Source organism: Roseobacter sp. YIN89 (genome assembly GCF_057219365.1).
In genome coordinates this window covers 475766-491237 of record NZ_JBXVVD010000004.1, presented here as the reverse complement: position 1 = coordinate 491237, position 15472 = coordinate 475766, and the positions used below count along the sequence as shown (strand labels likewise).

Below are 15472 nucleotides of genomic sequence, written 5' to 3'. Positions count from 1 at the left end.
CGTCTGTTGAACTCTGGTCTGACGGGTAACGTGGGGTCAGCAACGCAAAATTCCACCTTCGATACGCAAAAAAGGCCAGCAAATAGCCGGCCTTTTCCGATAATTGACGCAAAGGTGCGTTATTGCAGCGCCTTGTCCGTAATCGCATGCGTCCATGCACCTTCGGGCGCCTTGGAGATGACCGGGTCAGACCCACCAGAGAGAAGCGAGGCAACCGTCCGCTCGTAATCAGCAGGCACCAATGCGCCATTGCTTCCCGCGGTCAGCTTGGCAATCTCACCCATCATCCGCTTTTGATGCTTTTCAGTCTGCGCACCGGTCTCATCGAATTCCAGCACGATTTCAGCAGCCTCGTCCGGATTCTCTTCGGCGTATTTCCAGCCTTTCATCGATGCCCGCACAAAGCGTACCATCTTGTCTTCGAATGCGGGGTCTTGGAGGTTTTCCTCCAGCACGTAGAGCCCGTCTTCAAGCGTTGCCACACCGTTATCTTCATACTTGAAAACGGTCAGATCGTCAGGGCTGAGGCCTGCATCGATAACCTGCCAGTACTCGTTGTATGTCATGGTCGATACGCAGGCTGCCTGCCCGTTCAGGATCGGATCCACGTTAAAGCCCTGTTTGAGCACCTCAACACCGGTGTCAGACCCGTCCGTCGGAATGCCCAGTTGGCTCATCCACGACAGGAAGGGAAACTCGTTGCCAAAGAACCAAACGCCAAGTGTCTTGCCCGCGAAATCATCCGTGCTCTCGACACCGGCATCCTTGCGGCAGGTCAGCATCATGCCCGAGGACTTGAACGGTTGCGCGATGTTCACCATCGGGAGCCCCTTTTCGCGCGCGGCAAGCGCGGCAGGCATCCATTCCACGGTGACATCCGCGCCACCACCGGCAAGTACCTGTGTCGGTGCGATATCCGGGCCACCCGGCTTGATCGTCACGTCTAGGTCTTCTTCACCATAGAAGCCCTTTTCGAGCGCGACATAGTAGCCAGCGAACTGTGCTTGCGTCACCCATTTGAGCTGCAGCGTGACATCATCCGCCGCCCAGGCGCTGGTTGCGGTCAGCGACAGCGCTGCCAGAGTTGCTTTGATCTTCATGATACCCTCCGAGGTTGGTTTTGTTATTCGCGTTGTGACGGGTGCCAGAAGGTCACCCGCTTTTCTATCCAGGCTACAATGCCATAGAACACCGTGCCTGCCAAAGCAGCCACCGCAATCTCAGCCCAGACCAGGTCAATGCTCAAGCTTCCAACCCCGGTTGAGATGCGAAATCCCATGCCGCGTGTCGGAGAGCCAAAATATTCGGCAACGATAGCGCCAATCAAGGCCAGCGTCGTGGCAATCTTCAATCCGTTGAATATAAACGGCATTGCCGCAGGCAGGCGCAAGCGCAGCAGGGTCTGCCAATATCCTGCTGCGTAGGTCCGCAACAGGTCGCGTTGCATGGCGCTTGTTTCGCGCAGCCCTTGCACGGTGTTCACGAGGATCGGAAAAAACACCATCACCACGACAACCGCTGCCTTGGATTGCCAGTCAAAACCGAACCAGTTGACCATGATCGGCGCAATGCCGACGATCGGCAGCGCCGCAACGAAATTACCGATCGGCAATAGCCCGCGTGTGAGAAATGCCGACCGGTCGATCAGAATTGCAGCAAAAAACGCCGACACCGCACCAATGGCAAAGCCGCGCAGCGCACCTTTAAGGACGGTCTGCTGAAAATCCGTCCACAGAATATCCGTCGAAGCGGCAAGCGTCTGTGCGACCGTCGATGGTGCCGGCAAAATAACGGGAGAGACGTTAAAGCCATGCACAAGCGCCTCCCACATCAGCATTAACGTGACACCGAACACCACCGGCACCGCAAACCGCACCGAACGACTGTCTCCCTGACGGGCGAGCAGGATGTTCAGCGCCCACCCCCCAAGCCAAATCAGAACGGCACCCAAGATCCAGATCATGCGGTCATCCCCATACGCTTGAGGGTGACCCGCTGTAACAGGTCCAGAAGGGTGACAAGGGCACCGGCCAGCATCGCCGCCGCGAACAAAGCCGACCAAATGGCCAGCGGGGTGCCGAACTGGTCGCCGATCAGGATGCGGGCACCAAGGCCGCTGATCGCGCCTGTCGGCAACTCACCGACGATGGTGCCCACAAGGGCCGCCGCGATCCCGACTTTCAGTGACGTGAACAGATACGGTACCGACGCCGGCAACCGCAGCCGCAAAAAGGTTTGCAGCCCCGTGGCATTGTAGGTCCGCAAAAGATCGAGTTGGGCGGGTTGCGGGGCGCGCAACCCTTTCAACATCCCGACCAACACCGGGAAGAAACACAAATAGGCCGAGATGATCGCCTTGGGCACACCGCGCCCTTCGATGCCGAGTTGCGAAGACAGCACAATAATCATCGGAGCAAGCGCCACGATGGGCACCGTCTGGCTGATGATCGCCCAGGGCATGAGGCTCAGTTGCGCAGTGCGCGAATACACAATCGCCACAGCCCCGCTGATCCCCAGAAAAGTACCCAGCGCAAAGCCCCACAAAGTGGACTGCAGCGTGATCCACCCGTGATAGACCAATCCTCGTTTGGACCACGGCCGACCCTTGGCCACCATTGCGCCAGTCGTCTTCCATAGCTCCTCGCCGACCTGCGCAGGTGTCGGCAGCCGCGGCCGTTCAAGCGCATAGCCTGCCGGCACGTGTTCGGCATTGTCCGCCATCAATCGCCAAACTGACACTTCACGCCGCGGCACAGACCCTTCCGGCACGATAACAGCCCCGCCCCGCTCCGCCTGATCCAGCGCCACGCGTACATTCATCGGCGCGACCGCCAGATACCATATCCCGACGATGACGGCCAAAACAGTCAATACGGGCAGAGCACCTCGCATCATTGCCAGCCCCGCAAATACGCATCCGCAGCCCCGCAAAGCTCTTTCATCTTGCCAGAAAAACTCCCCCCGGAGGGCCCGCATGCAAAAGGCGCAAACTCAATCATAGGCGTGCCCCGCGCGAAGCCCGTCCCGCACCCGATGCGCCACCTCCAGAAACTCCGGTGTGTCGCGAATATCCAAAGGCCGCTCTTTGGGCAGCGGGCTGTCGATCACATCGGTAATCCGTCCCGGTCTCGGGCTCATCACGACGATTTTGGTCGACAGATATACCGCCTCAGGGATCGAGTGGGTCACGAAGGCAATTGTCTTCTCGGTCCGCGCCCAAAGCTGCAAAAGCTGTTCGTTCAGGTGGTCCCGCACGATCTCGTCAAGCGCACCGAACGGCTCATCCATCAACAGAATATCAGCATCGAATGCCAGCGCCCGAGCAATAGATGCTCTTTGCTGCATACCCCCCGACAATTGCCACGGATATTTATTCTCGAACCCCGACAACTCAACCAATTCCAGGACGCGCGCCACACGACCAGCCTGATCCTCATTGGAATATCCCATGATCTGCAGCGGCAGACGAATATTCCCGGCAATTGTCCGCCAAGGATAAAGCCCGGCGGCCTGAAACACATACCCGTAGGCCCGCGCCTTGCGCGCCTCTTCCGGGGTCACACCATTTACGGTGATGGTCCCACCCGTCGGATGCTCCAGATCCGCCATGCAGCGCAAGAACGTTGTCTTGCCGCACCCCGATGGCCCGATAAAGCTGACGAATTCCCCCTTGGCGATATCAAGGCTCACATCCTTGAGCGCATGCACAGGGCCATCATTGGTTTGAAAAGTCAGATCAAGGGTCTTGGCCTGTATTACGGTCTCAGCCATTTTGGTGTTTGGTCTTTCTGTCACGCCAAGCGCCGGTTTCCGGCACCCGGCTTGGGTCTTTCCAAATATCCCGCACGAAAAGCCCTAAATGCCTGCCGGAATGTTCAAAGGGTCGCGCTTTATCATCTTCGGCGCGGTCAACTGCTTCCACTTCGACAAGGCAACACTGGCACTCGGGAACGCTGGTCTCGGGATAAAGCGCCCGCGTCCGGGATTGGGCTGGCTGTTCTGTCCCCACGCCCAGATGACTTCGCCGCGGTTCAGCGTGTATCGCGCCTGCGCTTTCACCTCAAAGCCTTCAAAAACATTGTAATCAAGCACTGAATGATGGTTGGCCGGGCTGATCGTCTTGGTTATTTTAGGGTCCCACACGACGATATCTGCGTCCGCCCCTTCAACGATAGCGCCCTTTCGCGGGTAGATGTTCAAAATTTTGGCCACGTTGGTCGAAGTACAGGCAACGAACTCATTCGGGGTCAGGCGGCCTGTCTCCACCCCTTCAGTCCACAACACGGCGAGCCGCTCCTCCAGCCCGTTCGACCCGTTCGGAATGATCCGGAAATCATCACGTCCCGCGCGCTTCTGGTCGGTATTGAATGCCGCGTGGTCTGTCGCCACCACCTGCAAAGACCCCGCCTGCAGACCAGCCCACAAACTGTCCTGATGATCCTTGCTGCGGAAAGGGGGCGACATCACACGGCGGGCGGCATGGTCCCAATCCTTGTTAAAATACTCTGACTCGTCCAGCGTCAGGAACTGGATCAGCGGCTCACCATAGACCCGCATGCCCTTCTGACGCGCGCGCCGGATCGCTTCATGGGCCTGCTCACAGGACACGTGAACGATGTACAAAGGCACCCCGGCCGCATCCGCAATGGTGATCGCCCGGTTCGCAGCCTCGCCTTCCAGTTCTGGCGGGCGTGAATAAGCATGTCCTTCCGGCCCGGTAATTCCCTCGTTGAAGTACTTCTCCTGCAACTCTGCGACCAGATCGCCATTCTCTGCATGCACCATCGGCAAGGCACCCAACTCCGCACAGCGCTTGAAGGACGCGAACATTTCGTCATCCTCGATCATCAAGGCACCCTTGTAGGCCATGAAATGCTTGAAGGAATTAACGCCCATATCCACGGCGTCTTTCATCTCGTTAAAGACATTCTCGTCCCATCCGGTGATCGCCATGTGGTATCCCACATCAGAACAGATCTGCGGGGCGGACTTCCGGTGCCACTCGCCAATGGCATTCTTGATCGATCCGTCGGCACCGGGAAGGCAGAAATCCACCACCATGGTCGTGCCGCCGCAAGCCGCAGCCCACGTGCCACTTTCAAAAGTCTCGGCGGCGGTCGTGCCCATGAACGGCATTTCCAGATGCGTGTGCGGGTCGATCCCGCCGGGAATGACATAGGCACCCTCCGCATCGATATACTCGTCGCCTGTCAAGTCTTCACCGATCTGCTTGATCGTTTCGCCCTCGATCAGCACATCCGCTTTCCATGTCCGGTCCGCCGTGCAGACCATGCCGCCCTTGATTACCTTGGTCATCTCACGTCTCCCAATTTAGCGCCTTGCGCGATTGCTCTTTCATCTTGCCAAATAAACTCCGGGGGTGTGGGGGCTGGCCCCCACTTCTCGTGTCACGTGACAATTTCCGCTGTCTCGACAACTGCGTGCAACAGCACATCCGCCCCTGCCATTGCCCAGTCCTTCGAAATCTCTTCCGCTTCGTTGTGGCTCAGGCCATCCACGCAGGGGCACATCACCATCGCCGTTGGCGCAACGCGGTTGATCCAGCAGGCATCGTGACCGGCACCGGATATCAAATTCATATGGCTGTACCCCAGCCTTTCGGCGGCGCTGCGTATGGCGGTGACACATCCCTCGTCAAAAGCCACCGGGTCAAAACCACCAACTTTCTCAAAGGCCACCTCGAGCCCCATCTGGTCACAGATCTTTTGCGCCTCCACCCGCAGCCGCGCTTCCATGTCTTCAATCACGCTAAGTTCGGGCGAGCGGAAGTCGACCGTGAATACGACTTTCCCGGGAATGACATTGCGCGAGTTCGGATACACGTCGATATGACCGGCGGCCCCCACAGCGTGAGGCTTGTGGCTCCAGGCGATCTCGTCGACCTTGTCGAGAATACGCGCCATGCCAAGCCCGGCATTTTTGCGCATTGGCATCGGTGTGGATCCGGTATGGCTGTCTTTTCCGGTTACGGTGACCTGCGTCCAGCTCAGGCCCTGACCATGCGTGACAACGCCGATATCCTTGCCCTCGGCTTCAAGAATCGGCCCCTGCTCGATGTGCAGTTCAAAAAAGGCATGCATCTTGCGCGCACCGACTTCTTCCTCACCGCGCCAGCCAATCCGCTTCAATTCATCGCCAAATTTCTTACCCTCTGCGTCGACGCGGTCGTAGGCCCAGTCCTGCGTGTGGATCCCCGCAAAAACGCCCGAAGACAGCATTGCGGGCGCATAACGTGTCCCTTCTTCGTTGGTGAAATTGGTGACCACGATGGGATGCTTTGTCTTGATCCCCAGATCATTGAGAGTGCGAATAATCTCCAATCCGCCAAGCACCCCAAGCACACCGTCGTACTTGCCGCCCGTGGGCTGGGTGTCGAGATGACTTCCCACATAGACCGGCAACGCATCAGGGTCGGTACCATCGCGCTGCGCGAACATGTTACCCATCTGGTCAAGGCCCATGGTACAACCCGCCGCTTTACACCAGCTCTGAAACAGCGCGCGCCCCTCGCCATCCTCGTCAGTGACTGTCTGACGGTTGTTTCCTCCTGCGACGCCCGGCCCGATCTTGGCCATTTCCATAAGACTGTCCCAAAGCCGATCAGGATTGATCTTGAGGTTTTGACCCGGCGCTGACATGAGGTTGCTCCCCTGAAAATTGAAACTTGCGCAGCAGCAAATTTTACCATTTGGTAAAGGCACGATTGCGGCTCGCTTGCCGCAAGTCAAGGCCTGCTTTCGCGGGAAGAATTGCGGCTTCGCCATATTGGCGCGGGATCGCTGAAATTATCGGCAGACGTAAGGACAGGCTTTCATGCCCGGAGACACGCCCAAAAAAACCAGCCGCATCCAGCAACGTAATCGGCGGCTGATCCTTGATGCGGCGCTTGACGTTTTTTCGCAGCACGGGTACCGCGGCGCGACACTTGACCAGATCGCCGATGCCGCAGGTCTGAGCAAACCAAACATCCTTTACTATTTCGAAGGCAAGGAAGAAATCCATGTGACGCTTTTGAGCCAGTTGATGGAGACGTGGCTGGACCCTCTTGTAACCCTTAATCCGGACGGAGACCCACTGACCGAAATTCTGAACTACGTTCAACGCAAGCTCGACATGGCGCGAGAACTGCCTCGGGAAAGCAGACTATTCGCCGGCGAGATCCTGCAAGGCGCGCCTCGCATGGCGCCCCATCTCGAAGCCGATCTGAAACCTCTCGTTGATGAAAAATGCAGCATTATCAAATCGTGGATGGACAAGGGCCACCTCGCCGCGGTTGACCCGCGGCACCTGATATTTTCGATCTGGGCCACAACACAGCACTACGCGGACTTTGAGGCACAGGTCAGTGTCCTGCTGAGGGACACGCCACAGGCGCAGGATGGTGCAGATGGCTATCTGGCCACGTTATTTACGCGCCTGCTGTCGCCTTAACCGATTATTCACCGTGTCCAAAAACCGCTGCCGTCGTTAACCGCCGGTTAATATTTACCATGGCTTAATACCTGACGGGTGGCGGGCGTCCGATCTTAATCGCATCTGGAGGCCACCGATGAGTGCAGTTTCTCTGATCAATCCATACGCGCCGCAGCCCGTGGCCCCGTCGGCCAACGACACAAGCGTTGCGGCCATTCAAACGACGCTGCCGCCAAAAGATGCGGCCACCGGCGACAACATGGGTAGTGCGTCAAACCAGTCCGGCGACGGCGCCGGAAATGGCACTGGAACGGGCGGGGCACAGTTATCACTGCTGCTAAACCGCGCACGCGGGCTGTTTGATTTTCAGCAGCCCACGCCCAAGTCCGTGATAGAAGCGCAGTCCGAAGCAGATCCGGCCACCGAATTTCTCGAACGGCAGGCCCGGTTGCGGGCAGAGAAGGTCGCTGCTGAAAGGCAACGCGAACTCGATATCGCGGCGGCAAAGGCGGAAGAAGCCAAAGTCCGCTTTGCACAAACGGCTCAACCGGAATTCGAAATGCCCAATCCTTTGCCGACCGCTCCAATCCTCCAACGCGACGACGGGTAAGGCTGGCCTATTCAGCAGCCTTCGCGGCCGGATTATTGGGATGCGTCGTCCAATTGGCGTAGTCAGGCTCCACCACCTTGCCGGTGCGGGGGTCTGTGACGCCGGGTGTCATCGCTTCCATGGTAATGCAATCGTCCACCGGACAAACGTTGACGCAAAGATTACACGCAACGCACTCATCATCGATCACCTCAAAAACACGGTCCGCAGACATCGAGATCGCCTGATGTGACGTATCCTCACAGGCGGCATAGCAACGTCCGCAAGATATGCACTTGTCCTGATTGATCTTGGCTTTTGCCACGTAATTCAGGTTCAGGTACTGCCAGTCTGTTATATTGGGCACGGCCCGCCCGACGATATCGCTGACCGCGGCAATCCCCTTATCGTCCATGTATTCCGACAACCCGGAAATCATTTCCTGAACGATTTTGAAACCATAGGTCATCGCCGCTGTACACACTTGCACGTTTCCAGCGCCCAGCGCCATGAATTCGGCGGCGTCGCGCCATGTGGTAATGCCGCCGATGCCAGAGATCGGCACATGCGCCAATTCCTGCGTCCGCGCAATTTCCGCGACCATGTTCAACGCGATCGGCTTGACCGCCGGGCCGCAGTACCCGCCATGCGCCCCTTTACCGTCGATCGTCGGCTCCGGCGCAAAAAGGTCAAGGTCAACCGAAGTTATCGAGTTAATCGTATTGATCAGGCTGACCGCATCCGCCCCGCCAGCCATCGCAGCGGCGGCGGGCTTGCGAATATCCGTGATGTTCGGCGTCAGCTTTACGATTACGGGCATGCGCGTATTGGCTTTGACCCAGCGGGTGACCATTTCGATATATTCCGGCACCTGCCCCACAGCAGAGCCCATGCCCCGCTCGCTCATGCCGTGCGGACATCCGAAATTCAACTCGACCCCGTCTGCGCCGGTCTCTTCGACCATGGGCAAGATCATCTTCCATGGCTCTTCCTCGCAAGGCACCATGAGGGACACCACCATGGCCCTGTCGGGGTAATCCCGTTTAACCGCCCTGATTTCATCCAGATTGGTTTGTAGCGGCCGGTCGGTAATCAGTTCGATGTTATTCAGCCCCAGCAGGCGTCGGTCCGCACCGAACACGGCCCCGTAGCGTGGCCCGTTTACATTGACCACATGCGGGTCCAGTCCGAGTGTCTTCCACACCACGCCACCCCATCCGGCATCAAAGGCGCGGCGAACGTTGTACTCCTTGTCCGTTGGCGGCGCAGACGCAAGCCAAAACGGGTTGGGGCTTTTGATGCCTACGAATTCACTTGTGAGATCGGCCATCTGGGGTCCTTTCGTCGAGGCGGCTTTAGGCCGCCGATCCTGTCAAAACTGCGTGGATATCCATGGCCGCGTCCCGACCTTCGGCAACAGCGGTCACGGTGAGGTCATCACCACCCGAGGCGCAATCCCCTCCGGCCCAAACGCCTGTTACCGATGTCCTGCCGGCAGCATCCACTTTGATCTTGCGACCGTTCAGTTCTGGCAAACCGTCGCCCACCAATGTCTGGCCGATCGCTCTGAATACCTGATCTGCCGGCAAGCGCAGTGTCTCGCCTGTCGCCTCCATGCTGTCATCTACATAGTCGAATTCCACTTCGCGCACCGAGCCATTTCCGATCACCGCCCGCGGCACGGCATGTGTAACAATGCGGACACCTTTTGAGGCCGCAAGATCCTGTTCAAACACGCTCGCGTTCATCCGATCACGGCCCCTGCGATATACCAGCGTGACATTGAGCGCACCCAGCAGTTTGGCCTGCACAGCCGCATCAACCGCTGTCATGCCGCCGCCGATAACAACGACATCGCGACCAATTGGCAAATCGGCAAGCTCTCCTGCCTGACGCAAGTCAGCGATAAAATCCACGGCATTGACCACACCATTCTTGTCCGCGCCATCCGCGGACAGAGCGTTTACACCGCCCAGACCAATACCAAGGAACACAGCGTCATATTCGTCTTTCAGCGCATCGAGTGTTATCGCATCGCCCAGACGCTTGCCCTGTTCGATGCGAATGCCGCCGATCTTGAGCAGCCAGTCGACCTCCGCCTGCGCATACCCGTCGGTCGTCTTGTAGCTGGCTATGCCAAACTCGTTCAGCCCGCCGGGCTTCTCGCGCGCGTCGAAAACGACAACATCGTGGCCCAGCATCGCAAGTCTGTGCGCACACGACAGGCCCGCTGGACCTGCTCCCACGACGGCCACCGACTTGCCGGTGACCGCCGCGCGGGAGAAAGGATGGATGCCTTTGGCTTGCAAGTGATCCGTGGCGTGGCGCTGAAGCTGCCCAATCAACACTGGCTTGCCTTCGGCGACTTCACGCACGCACACCTCTTCGCACAACTCTTCGGTCGGGCAGACACGGGCGCACATGCCACCCATGATGTTCTGGCTCAAAATGGTTTTGGCAGCGGCATCAGGCGTACCCGTCGCGATCTGGCGAATAAACAGCGGAATATCGATATCGGTCGGGCATGCGGTCATGCACGGCGCATCATGGCAAAAGTAGCACCTGTCCGCCGCAACCAGAGCCTCATGCGCATCCAGCGGCGGGTGAAGATCGGAGAACTGATCGTCATAGGTCTCTTCTGGCAGCCGGCCCGGAACGATTCCCGGTGTAAACTCATTGTGCGGCATCACACTTCCCTGTTTGCTGAACCCGTTTCAAAAACGCTCTCACGGTTTCATTTTTTTATCAACTGGTAAAATTCATAACCAGTTACTGCCAAGCAGACACCAACCGCGCTCTTAGACGCGGATTTTCTGATGTGATTCCAATCACCTGACGCCTCCGGAAACCCCCGTGCACCCGCTGTGCGGCAGCGGAAAAATCGATTATTCTGCCAAAAAAACAGGCGGATGCCGCGCCAATCGCGGAATTTGCCTAGTGCTGTGCCAACCCAAAATCTAGGATCAAGGAGAGCATGAGCAGACCGATAAACTGCTCCAACCAAATGGCATGCAGGAGTGCAAAAAACCATTCATGAGCAATAATTTGCGCAAAAACAATGGGATGCACCTTTTACATGAATTTTACTTGATTTTTCATCTCTAGATTTCAATATCGACGTGCAAAGCTATCCAGACCGGCCTTTTGTTCACTTCGGCTCCCGCTAAAGACCGCACAATTTCCCGCACTGAATATCGCCGCGCCACCCTGCCGCATGACGTGGGCAGACACTACACGGAGTACTCACATGGCCAATGGCACTGTAAAATGGTTCAACACAACAAAAGGGTATGGGTTCATTGCACCCGATTCAGGTGGCAAGGACATCTTTGTCCATATCTCGGCTGTTGAACGCGCCGGATTGACCGGACTGGCTGACAATCAAAAAGTTACCTTCGACGTTGAAACCGGTCGCGATGGCCGCGAAAGCGCAAGCAACATCGTTCTCGCCTGACAGGCTGGACAACTCAAATGCAAACGGGTGCCGCGATCTCTAGTCGCGCGCCCGCTCTATCAGCGCCGCAACATCCGGGCCAAGCGCCTCTACGATACGCTTTACCCCTTTCACGTTCGGGTGGATGCCATCAGGCTGCATGTACACTCGGGCCAGAGCAGGGTCATCAGCGGCGTCACCAAACCCTTCAAAAAAGCTTTCGGCGTAAAGCGCCCCGTAGGTTTTAGCCAATTCGGGATAGATCGCATCGAATTCCTGCTTGTAGGCCGGCCCGAAGTTACCCGGCGCCTGCATCCCCACCAAAAGCACATCGACGTCAGCGTCACGGGCCGCGCTGAGAATACCGTCAAGGTTCGCCCGCGTCACGCTTGGGTCGATCCCACGCAACAGGTCATTCCCACCCAACGTCACAATGAGCGCGTCCACTTCTTCGGTAAGTGTCCAGCCGACCCGTGCCAGCCCTCCGGCCGTTGTATCGCCAGACACCCCGGCATTAACAAGGCGGACAGCAAGCCCCTGATCGACCAGCCAGGATTGCAATTGCGGCACAAAGCCGTCGGGCTGAGCCAGCCCATAGCCCTGTGTCAGGCTGTCTCCCAAAGCCGCCACGACCACTTCCTCCGCCATGGCCACACCCGACAACAGGCAAAAGACAATTCCCAATGACTTGCGCATGACGATCAAAGCTCCATATCCCAAGGGGTAGCACGACAAACCAAGGCGCCCTATGTCTGACCCGGTATTCTCTTTGAAAGATGCGGTTTTATCGCTCGATGGCAATGCCGGAAGAGTGGATATCCTGCACGGGATTACCATGGAGGTTCAAAAGGGCGAGAGCTTGGGGCTCATCGGGCCATCAGGATCGGGCAAATCGTCCCTGTTGATGTTACTGGGCGGACTTGAGCGCGCGACAAGTGGAAGTGTCAAAGCACTAGGCCACGATCTGACGAATATGAACGAAGATGCGCTCGCCCGCTTTCGCCGCGATCACATGGGCGTCGTGTTTCAGTCCTTCCATCTGATCCCGACAATGACAGCACTGGAAAACGTCGCAACCCCGCTTGAACTTGCGGGTGACCGGGAAGCCTTTGACAAGGCACGTGAGGGATTGGCGGCCGTCGGGCTGGCGCATCGCGCAGATCACTACCCCTCGCAGATGTCAGGCGGCGAACAGCAACGCGTGGCGCTGGCCCGCGCCGCTGCGCCAAAACCTGATATTCTGCTCGCGGACGAACCAACAGGAAATCTCGACGGTGCCAACGGCGCAGCGATTATCGATCTTCTTTTCGGTCTTAGGGACAGATACGGCGCAACCCTCGTTCTTGTGACGCACAGCCATAGCCTTGCCGACCGCTGCGACCGCGTTCTGCGCTTGTCAGACGGATATATCGCCGACGACAGGAAGGCGGCGGAATGAGCCTTGTTCAAGCTGCGCGACTGGCCCGCCGGGAATTGCGCGGCGGCCTTCGCGGGTTTCGTATTTTCGTTGCCTGCCTTGCTTTGGGCGTAGCCGCCATCGCGGCAATCGGCACGATACGCGCCAGCATCGAAGCAGGTCTCGACCGAGAAGGCGCAGCCCTGTTGGGCGGTGATGCGGAAATGGACTTTACCTATCGCTTTGCAACCCAAGAAGAGCGCGCCTGGATGGCGCGTCAGGCGAGCCTCGTGTCTGAGATTGTCGATTTCCGGTCCATGGCAGTTGTCGGCGACGACCGTGCTCTGACGCAAATCAAAGCGGTGGATGATCTTTATCCGCTGATTGGAGAGGTTGCTCTCGCCCCTCCCATGCCGCTTGAGGTTGCCATGGCCGACCAAGATGGCACACCGGGCGCGGTGATGGAGAGGGTTCTGGCCGACAGATTGGGGCTGTCGCCCGGAGACACCTTTTCACTTGGTTCTCAGGCCTTCACCTTATCTGCACTGTTGGTCACGGAACCGGACAGTGCTGCCGGGGGGTTCGCTTTGGGACCCCGAACGATCGTGCGAACCGAAAGCCTGTCTAATTCTGATCTTCTGGCGCCGGGCACTCTGTTTTCAACCAAATACCGTCTTGATCTGCCACCTGATGCTGACCTCGATACGCTCGCCCGGACGGCCCGTGCAACCTTTGAGGACAGTGGTATGCGCTGGACCGATGCACGAAACGGCGCACCCGGGATTTCAGAGTTCGTAGACCGCCTCGGCGCATTTCTTGTGCTGGTGGGCTTATCCGGTCTGGCTGTCGGCGGTGTCGGCGTGTCCGCCGCGGTCCAGTCTTATCTTGCCCAGAAAACCGGTGTCATCGCCACGCTGCGCACCCTTGGCGCAGAGAAGTCGACGATTTTCCAGACCTATTTCCTGCAAATTGGTGCTGTTTCTTTGCTCGGCACTTTGATCGGAATTTCGCTGGGCGCGCTGGTCCCTTTGGCGTTCAGTCCCTTGATTGAAGCGCAACTGCCTATCCCGGCAGCTTTTGGCATCTACCCGCAACCACTGTTCGAAGCGGCACTCTACGGCCTGCTTACCGCGTTTGTATTCACACTATGGCCGCTTGCGCGGACCGAAGAGATACGCGCGGCAACTCTTTTCCGCGATGCGCTCTCGACGCAGGCCAGTTTGCCGGCCCCCCGATATATTTTTGTCACCGTCATCGCACTCGGTTTGCTTTTAGGGCTTGCTGGATGGTTTTCAGGCACGTGGCGTCTGACACTCTACACCGCGACCGGCATCGCGGGCGCATTGGTCGCACTCATGTTAACCGCGCTGGGTATTCGCTTTCTTTCGCGGCGTGGAAAGTCCTATGCGCGCGGATGGCCTATGCTACGCTGGGCGCTCTCGGCCATTTCCGGCCCCCGCGAAGGCGCCACCGCGGTGGTACTGTCTTTGGGACTTGGCCTTAGCGTTTTGGCCGCGGTGGGCCAGATTGACGGGAATCTGCGCAACGCAATCACCGGTAATTTGCCCAAGGTCGCTCCCAGCTACTTCTTCGTGGACATCCAAAAAGACCAAATGCCCGGGTTCAATGAAAGATTGGCAGGCGACCCGGCTGTGAGCCGTGTCCAGTCCGCCCCGATGCTGCGTGGTATCATCACCAAAATAAATGACCGCCCCGCCCGTGAGGTGGCCGGAAACCATTGGGTACTGGATGGCGACCGGGGCGTCACCTACTCGACACAAATGCCGGAGAATACGCGACTGACTGAAGGAGCTTGGTGGCCCGAAGACTACAACGGCCCTCCGTTGATCAGCTTTGCAGCAGAGGAGGCCGAAGAGATGGGACTAAACATCGGCGACACCCTGACCATCAATATCCTCGGCCGCGACATCACAGGAACCGTGTCGAGCTTTCGGGAAGTCGACTTTTCAACCGCCGGCATTGGTTTCATCCTCGCGATGAATCCTTCGGCGCTGAGCGGAGCACCACACAGCTTTATCTCGACGGTATATGCAACTCCCGAAGCCGAAGCAGAAATACTGCGCGATCTTGCACGCATGTTTCCAAACATCACCGCAATCCGGGTGAGAGATGCCATTGATCGTGTTGCCGAAGCATTGTCCGGGATCGCTGCCGCCACATCCTACGGTGCCTCAGCCACCCTGCTCACTGGTTTTCTGGTCCTGATAGGGGCGTCTGCCGCCGGCACGCGCGCGCGCATCTTCGAGGCAGCGGTGCTGAAATCACTCGGCGCGTCGCGCGGCGCGCTTCTGGGAAGTTTCGCGTTGCGTGCTGTTATCCTTGGCGCATTCGCTGGCCTTGTGTCCCTTGCAACCGGGATTATCGGCGGATGGCTTGTAAGCAGGTATGTACTGGATACGGATTTCTCCGTCATCTGGGGTTCTGCTTTTGCAATTATCCTTGGCGGGATCGCCGCAACTGTCCTTGCCAGCCTGGGTTTTGCGTATCGTGCAATGAACGCCAAACCTGCGCGCACCTTGCGCGCGGTCGAATGAGTCAGTGCGTGCGGCAGGGATATCTTGAGGACAATGAAACGCGGGGCCAAACCGCCGCACAATCC

General features: G+C 58.0%; 14 protein-coding genes. 5 read left to right on the top strand and 9 right to left on the bottom strand.

What is annotated here, in order from left to right:
• Positions 1–119 precede the first annotated feature (119 nt).
• From AC2D8V_RS18250 to AC2D8V_RS18225, 6 genes are all read right to left on the bottom strand, one after another.
• Positions 120–1100, bottom strand: a complete 981-nt coding sequence (locus AC2D8V_RS18250; RefSeq protein WP_484735023.1) for an ABC transporter substrate-binding protein — start codon at positions 1098–1100, stop codon at positions 120–122.
• 23 nt (positions 1101–1123) lie between these two features.
• On the bottom strand, positions 1124–1963 hold the full coding sequence (locus tag AC2D8V_RS18245) for an ABC transporter permease (protein WP_484735022.1): 840 nt from the start codon (positions 1961–1963) through the stop codon (positions 1124–1126).
• On the bottom strand, positions 1960–2892 hold the full coding sequence (locus AC2D8V_RS18240; protein WP_484735180.1) for an ABC transporter permease: 933 nt from the start codon (positions 2890–2892) through the stop codon (positions 1960–1962). The genes AC2D8V_RS18245 and AC2D8V_RS18240 overlap by 4 nt, the downstream gene beginning before the upstream one ends.
• A gap of 99 nt (positions 2893–2991) precedes the next feature.
• Positions 2992–3771, bottom strand: coding sequence for an ABC transporter ATP-binding protein (locus AC2D8V_RS18235; RefSeq protein ID WP_484735021.1), 780 nt, complete (start codon positions 3769–3771; stop codon positions 2992–2994).
• Between the two features lie 84 nt (positions 3772–3855).
• Positions 3856–5316, bottom strand: coding sequence for a dihydropyrimidinase (gene hydA / locus AC2D8V_RS18230; protein ID WP_484735020.1), 1461 nt, complete (start codon positions 5314–5316; stop codon positions 3856–3858).
• A gap of 92 nt (positions 5317–5408) precedes the next feature.
• Positions 5409–6659 (bottom strand): Zn-dependent hydrolase, encoded by a 1251-nt coding sequence (locus AC2D8V_RS18225; protein WP_484735019.1) that lies wholly within the window; start codon positions 6657–6659, stop codon positions 5409–5411.
• Between the two features lie 175 nt (positions 6660–6834).
• Here AC2D8V_RS18225 and AC2D8V_RS18220 point away from each other — a divergent pair, with 175 nt between their 5' ends.
• Together AC2D8V_RS18220 and AC2D8V_RS18215 are read left to right on the top strand one after the other, a co-directional pair.
• Positions 6835–7452: a TetR family transcriptional regulator C-terminal domain-containing protein gene (locus tag AC2D8V_RS18220; protein ID WP_484735018.1), complete on the top strand. Its 618-nt coding sequence runs from the start codon at positions 6835–6837 to the stop codon at positions 7450–7452.
• Between the two features lie 118 nt (positions 7453–7570).
• Positions 7571–8044, top strand: a complete 474-nt coding sequence (locus tag AC2D8V_RS18215) for a hypothetical protein (protein ID WP_484735017.1) — start codon at positions 7571–7573, stop codon at positions 8042–8044.
• A 7-nt stretch (positions 8045–8051) separates the two neighbouring features.
• Here the strand turns inward: AC2D8V_RS18215 and preA are convergent, their stop codons facing one another.
• Positions 8052–9353 (bottom strand): NAD-dependent dihydropyrimidine dehydrogenase subunit PreA, encoded by a 1302-nt coding sequence (gene preA / locus AC2D8V_RS18210; protein ID WP_484735016.1) that lies wholly within the window; start codon positions 9351–9353, stop codon positions 8052–8054.
• A 25-nt stretch (positions 9354–9378) separates the two neighbouring features.
• Complete coding sequence (locus AC2D8V_RS18205; protein ID WP_484735015.1) at positions 9379–10710, bottom strand: NAD(P)-dependent oxidoreductase; 1332 nt, start codon at positions 10708–10710, stop codon at positions 9379–9381.
• 560 nt (positions 10711–11270) lie between these two features.
• On the opposite strand from AC2D8V_RS18205, the gene AC2D8V_RS18200 reads away from it, so the two are divergent.
• On the top strand, positions 11271–11477 hold the full coding sequence (locus AC2D8V_RS18200) for a cold-shock protein (RefSeq protein ID WP_484735014.1): 207 nt from the start codon (positions 11271–11273) through the stop codon (positions 11475–11477).
• 39 nt (positions 11478–11516) lie between these two features.
• Here the strand turns inward: AC2D8V_RS18200 and AC2D8V_RS18195 are convergent, their stop codons facing one another.
• Positions 11517–12152 (bottom strand): arylesterase, encoded by a 636-nt coding sequence (locus tag AC2D8V_RS18195; protein WP_484735013.1) that lies wholly within the window; start codon positions 12150–12152, stop codon positions 11517–11519.
• 52 nt (positions 12153–12204) lie between these two features.
• On the opposite strand from AC2D8V_RS18195, the gene AC2D8V_RS18190 reads away from it, so the two are divergent.
• Together AC2D8V_RS18190 and AC2D8V_RS18185 are read left to right on the top strand one after the other, a co-directional pair.
• Positions 12205–12894, top strand: coding sequence for an ABC transporter ATP-binding protein (locus tag AC2D8V_RS18190; protein ID WP_484735012.1), 690 nt, complete (start codon positions 12205–12207; stop codon positions 12892–12894).
• Positions 12891–15407 (top strand): ABC transporter permease, encoded by a 2517-nt coding sequence (locus AC2D8V_RS18185; protein WP_484735011.1) that lies wholly within the window; start codon positions 12891–12893, stop codon positions 15405–15407. Before AC2D8V_RS18190 ends, AC2D8V_RS18185 begins: the two co-directional genes overlap by 4 nt.
• The last annotated feature ends 65 nt before the right edge of the window (positions 15408–15472 follow it).

What these genes read in the sequence shown, in the direction of transcription:
- AC2D8V_RS18225 (WP_484735019.1), bottom strand. Translation starts at nt 6,659, where the DNA reads ATGTCAGCGCCGGGTCAAAACCTCAAGATCAATCCTGATCGGCTTTGG.
- hydA (WP_484735020.1), bottom strand. Translation starts at nt 5,316, where the DNA reads ATGACCAAGGTAATCAAGGGCGGCATGGTCTGCACGGCGGACCGGACA.
- AC2D8V_RS18190 (WP_484735012.1), top strand. Translation starts at nt 12,205, where the DNA reads ATGTCTGACCCGGTATTCTCTTTGAAAGATGCGGTTTTATCGCTCGAT.
- AC2D8V_RS18185 (WP_484735011.1), top strand. Translation starts at nt 12,891, where the DNA reads ATGAGCCTTGTTCAAGCTGCGCGACTGGCCCGCCGGGAATTGCGCGGC.
- AC2D8V_RS18240 (WP_484735180.1), bottom strand. Translation starts at nt 2,892, where the DNA reads ATGCGAGGTGCTCTGCCCGTATTGACTGTTTTGGCCGTCATCGTCGGG.
- AC2D8V_RS18215 (WP_484735017.1), top strand. Translation starts at nt 7,571, where the DNA reads ATGAGTGCAGTTTCTCTGATCAATCCATACGCGCCGCAGCCCGTGGCC.
- preA (WP_484735016.1), bottom strand. Translation starts at nt 9,353, where the DNA reads ATGGCCGATCTCACAAGTGAATTCGTAGGCATCAAAAGCCCCAACCCG.
- AC2D8V_RS18250 (WP_484735023.1), bottom strand. Translation starts at nt 1,100, where the DNA reads ATGAAGATCAAAGCAACTCTGGCAGCGCTGTCGCTGACCGCAACCAGC.
- AC2D8V_RS18205 (WP_484735015.1), bottom strand. Translation starts at nt 10,710, where the DNA reads ATGCCGCACAATGAGTTTACACCGGGAATCGTTCCGGGCCGGCTGCCA.
- AC2D8V_RS18245 (WP_484735022.1), bottom strand. Translation starts at nt 1,963, where the DNA reads ATGATCTGGATCTTGGGTGCCGTTCTGATTTGGCTTGGGGGGTGGGCG.
- AC2D8V_RS18220 (WP_484735018.1), top strand. Translation starts at nt 6,835, where the DNA reads ATGCCCGGAGACACGCCCAAAAAAACCAGCCGCATCCAGCAACGTAAT.
- AC2D8V_RS18235 (WP_484735021.1), bottom strand. Translation starts at nt 3,771, where the DNA reads ATGGCTGAGACCGTAATACAGGCCAAGACCCTTGATCTGACTTTTCAA.
- AC2D8V_RS18200 (WP_484735014.1), top strand. Translation starts at nt 11,271, where the DNA reads ATGGCCAATGGCACTGTAAAATGGTTCAACACAACAAAAGGGTATGGG.
- AC2D8V_RS18195 (WP_484735013.1), bottom strand. Translation starts at nt 12,152, where the DNA reads ATGCGCAAGTCATTGGGAATTGTCTTTTGCCTGTTGTCGGGTGTGGCC.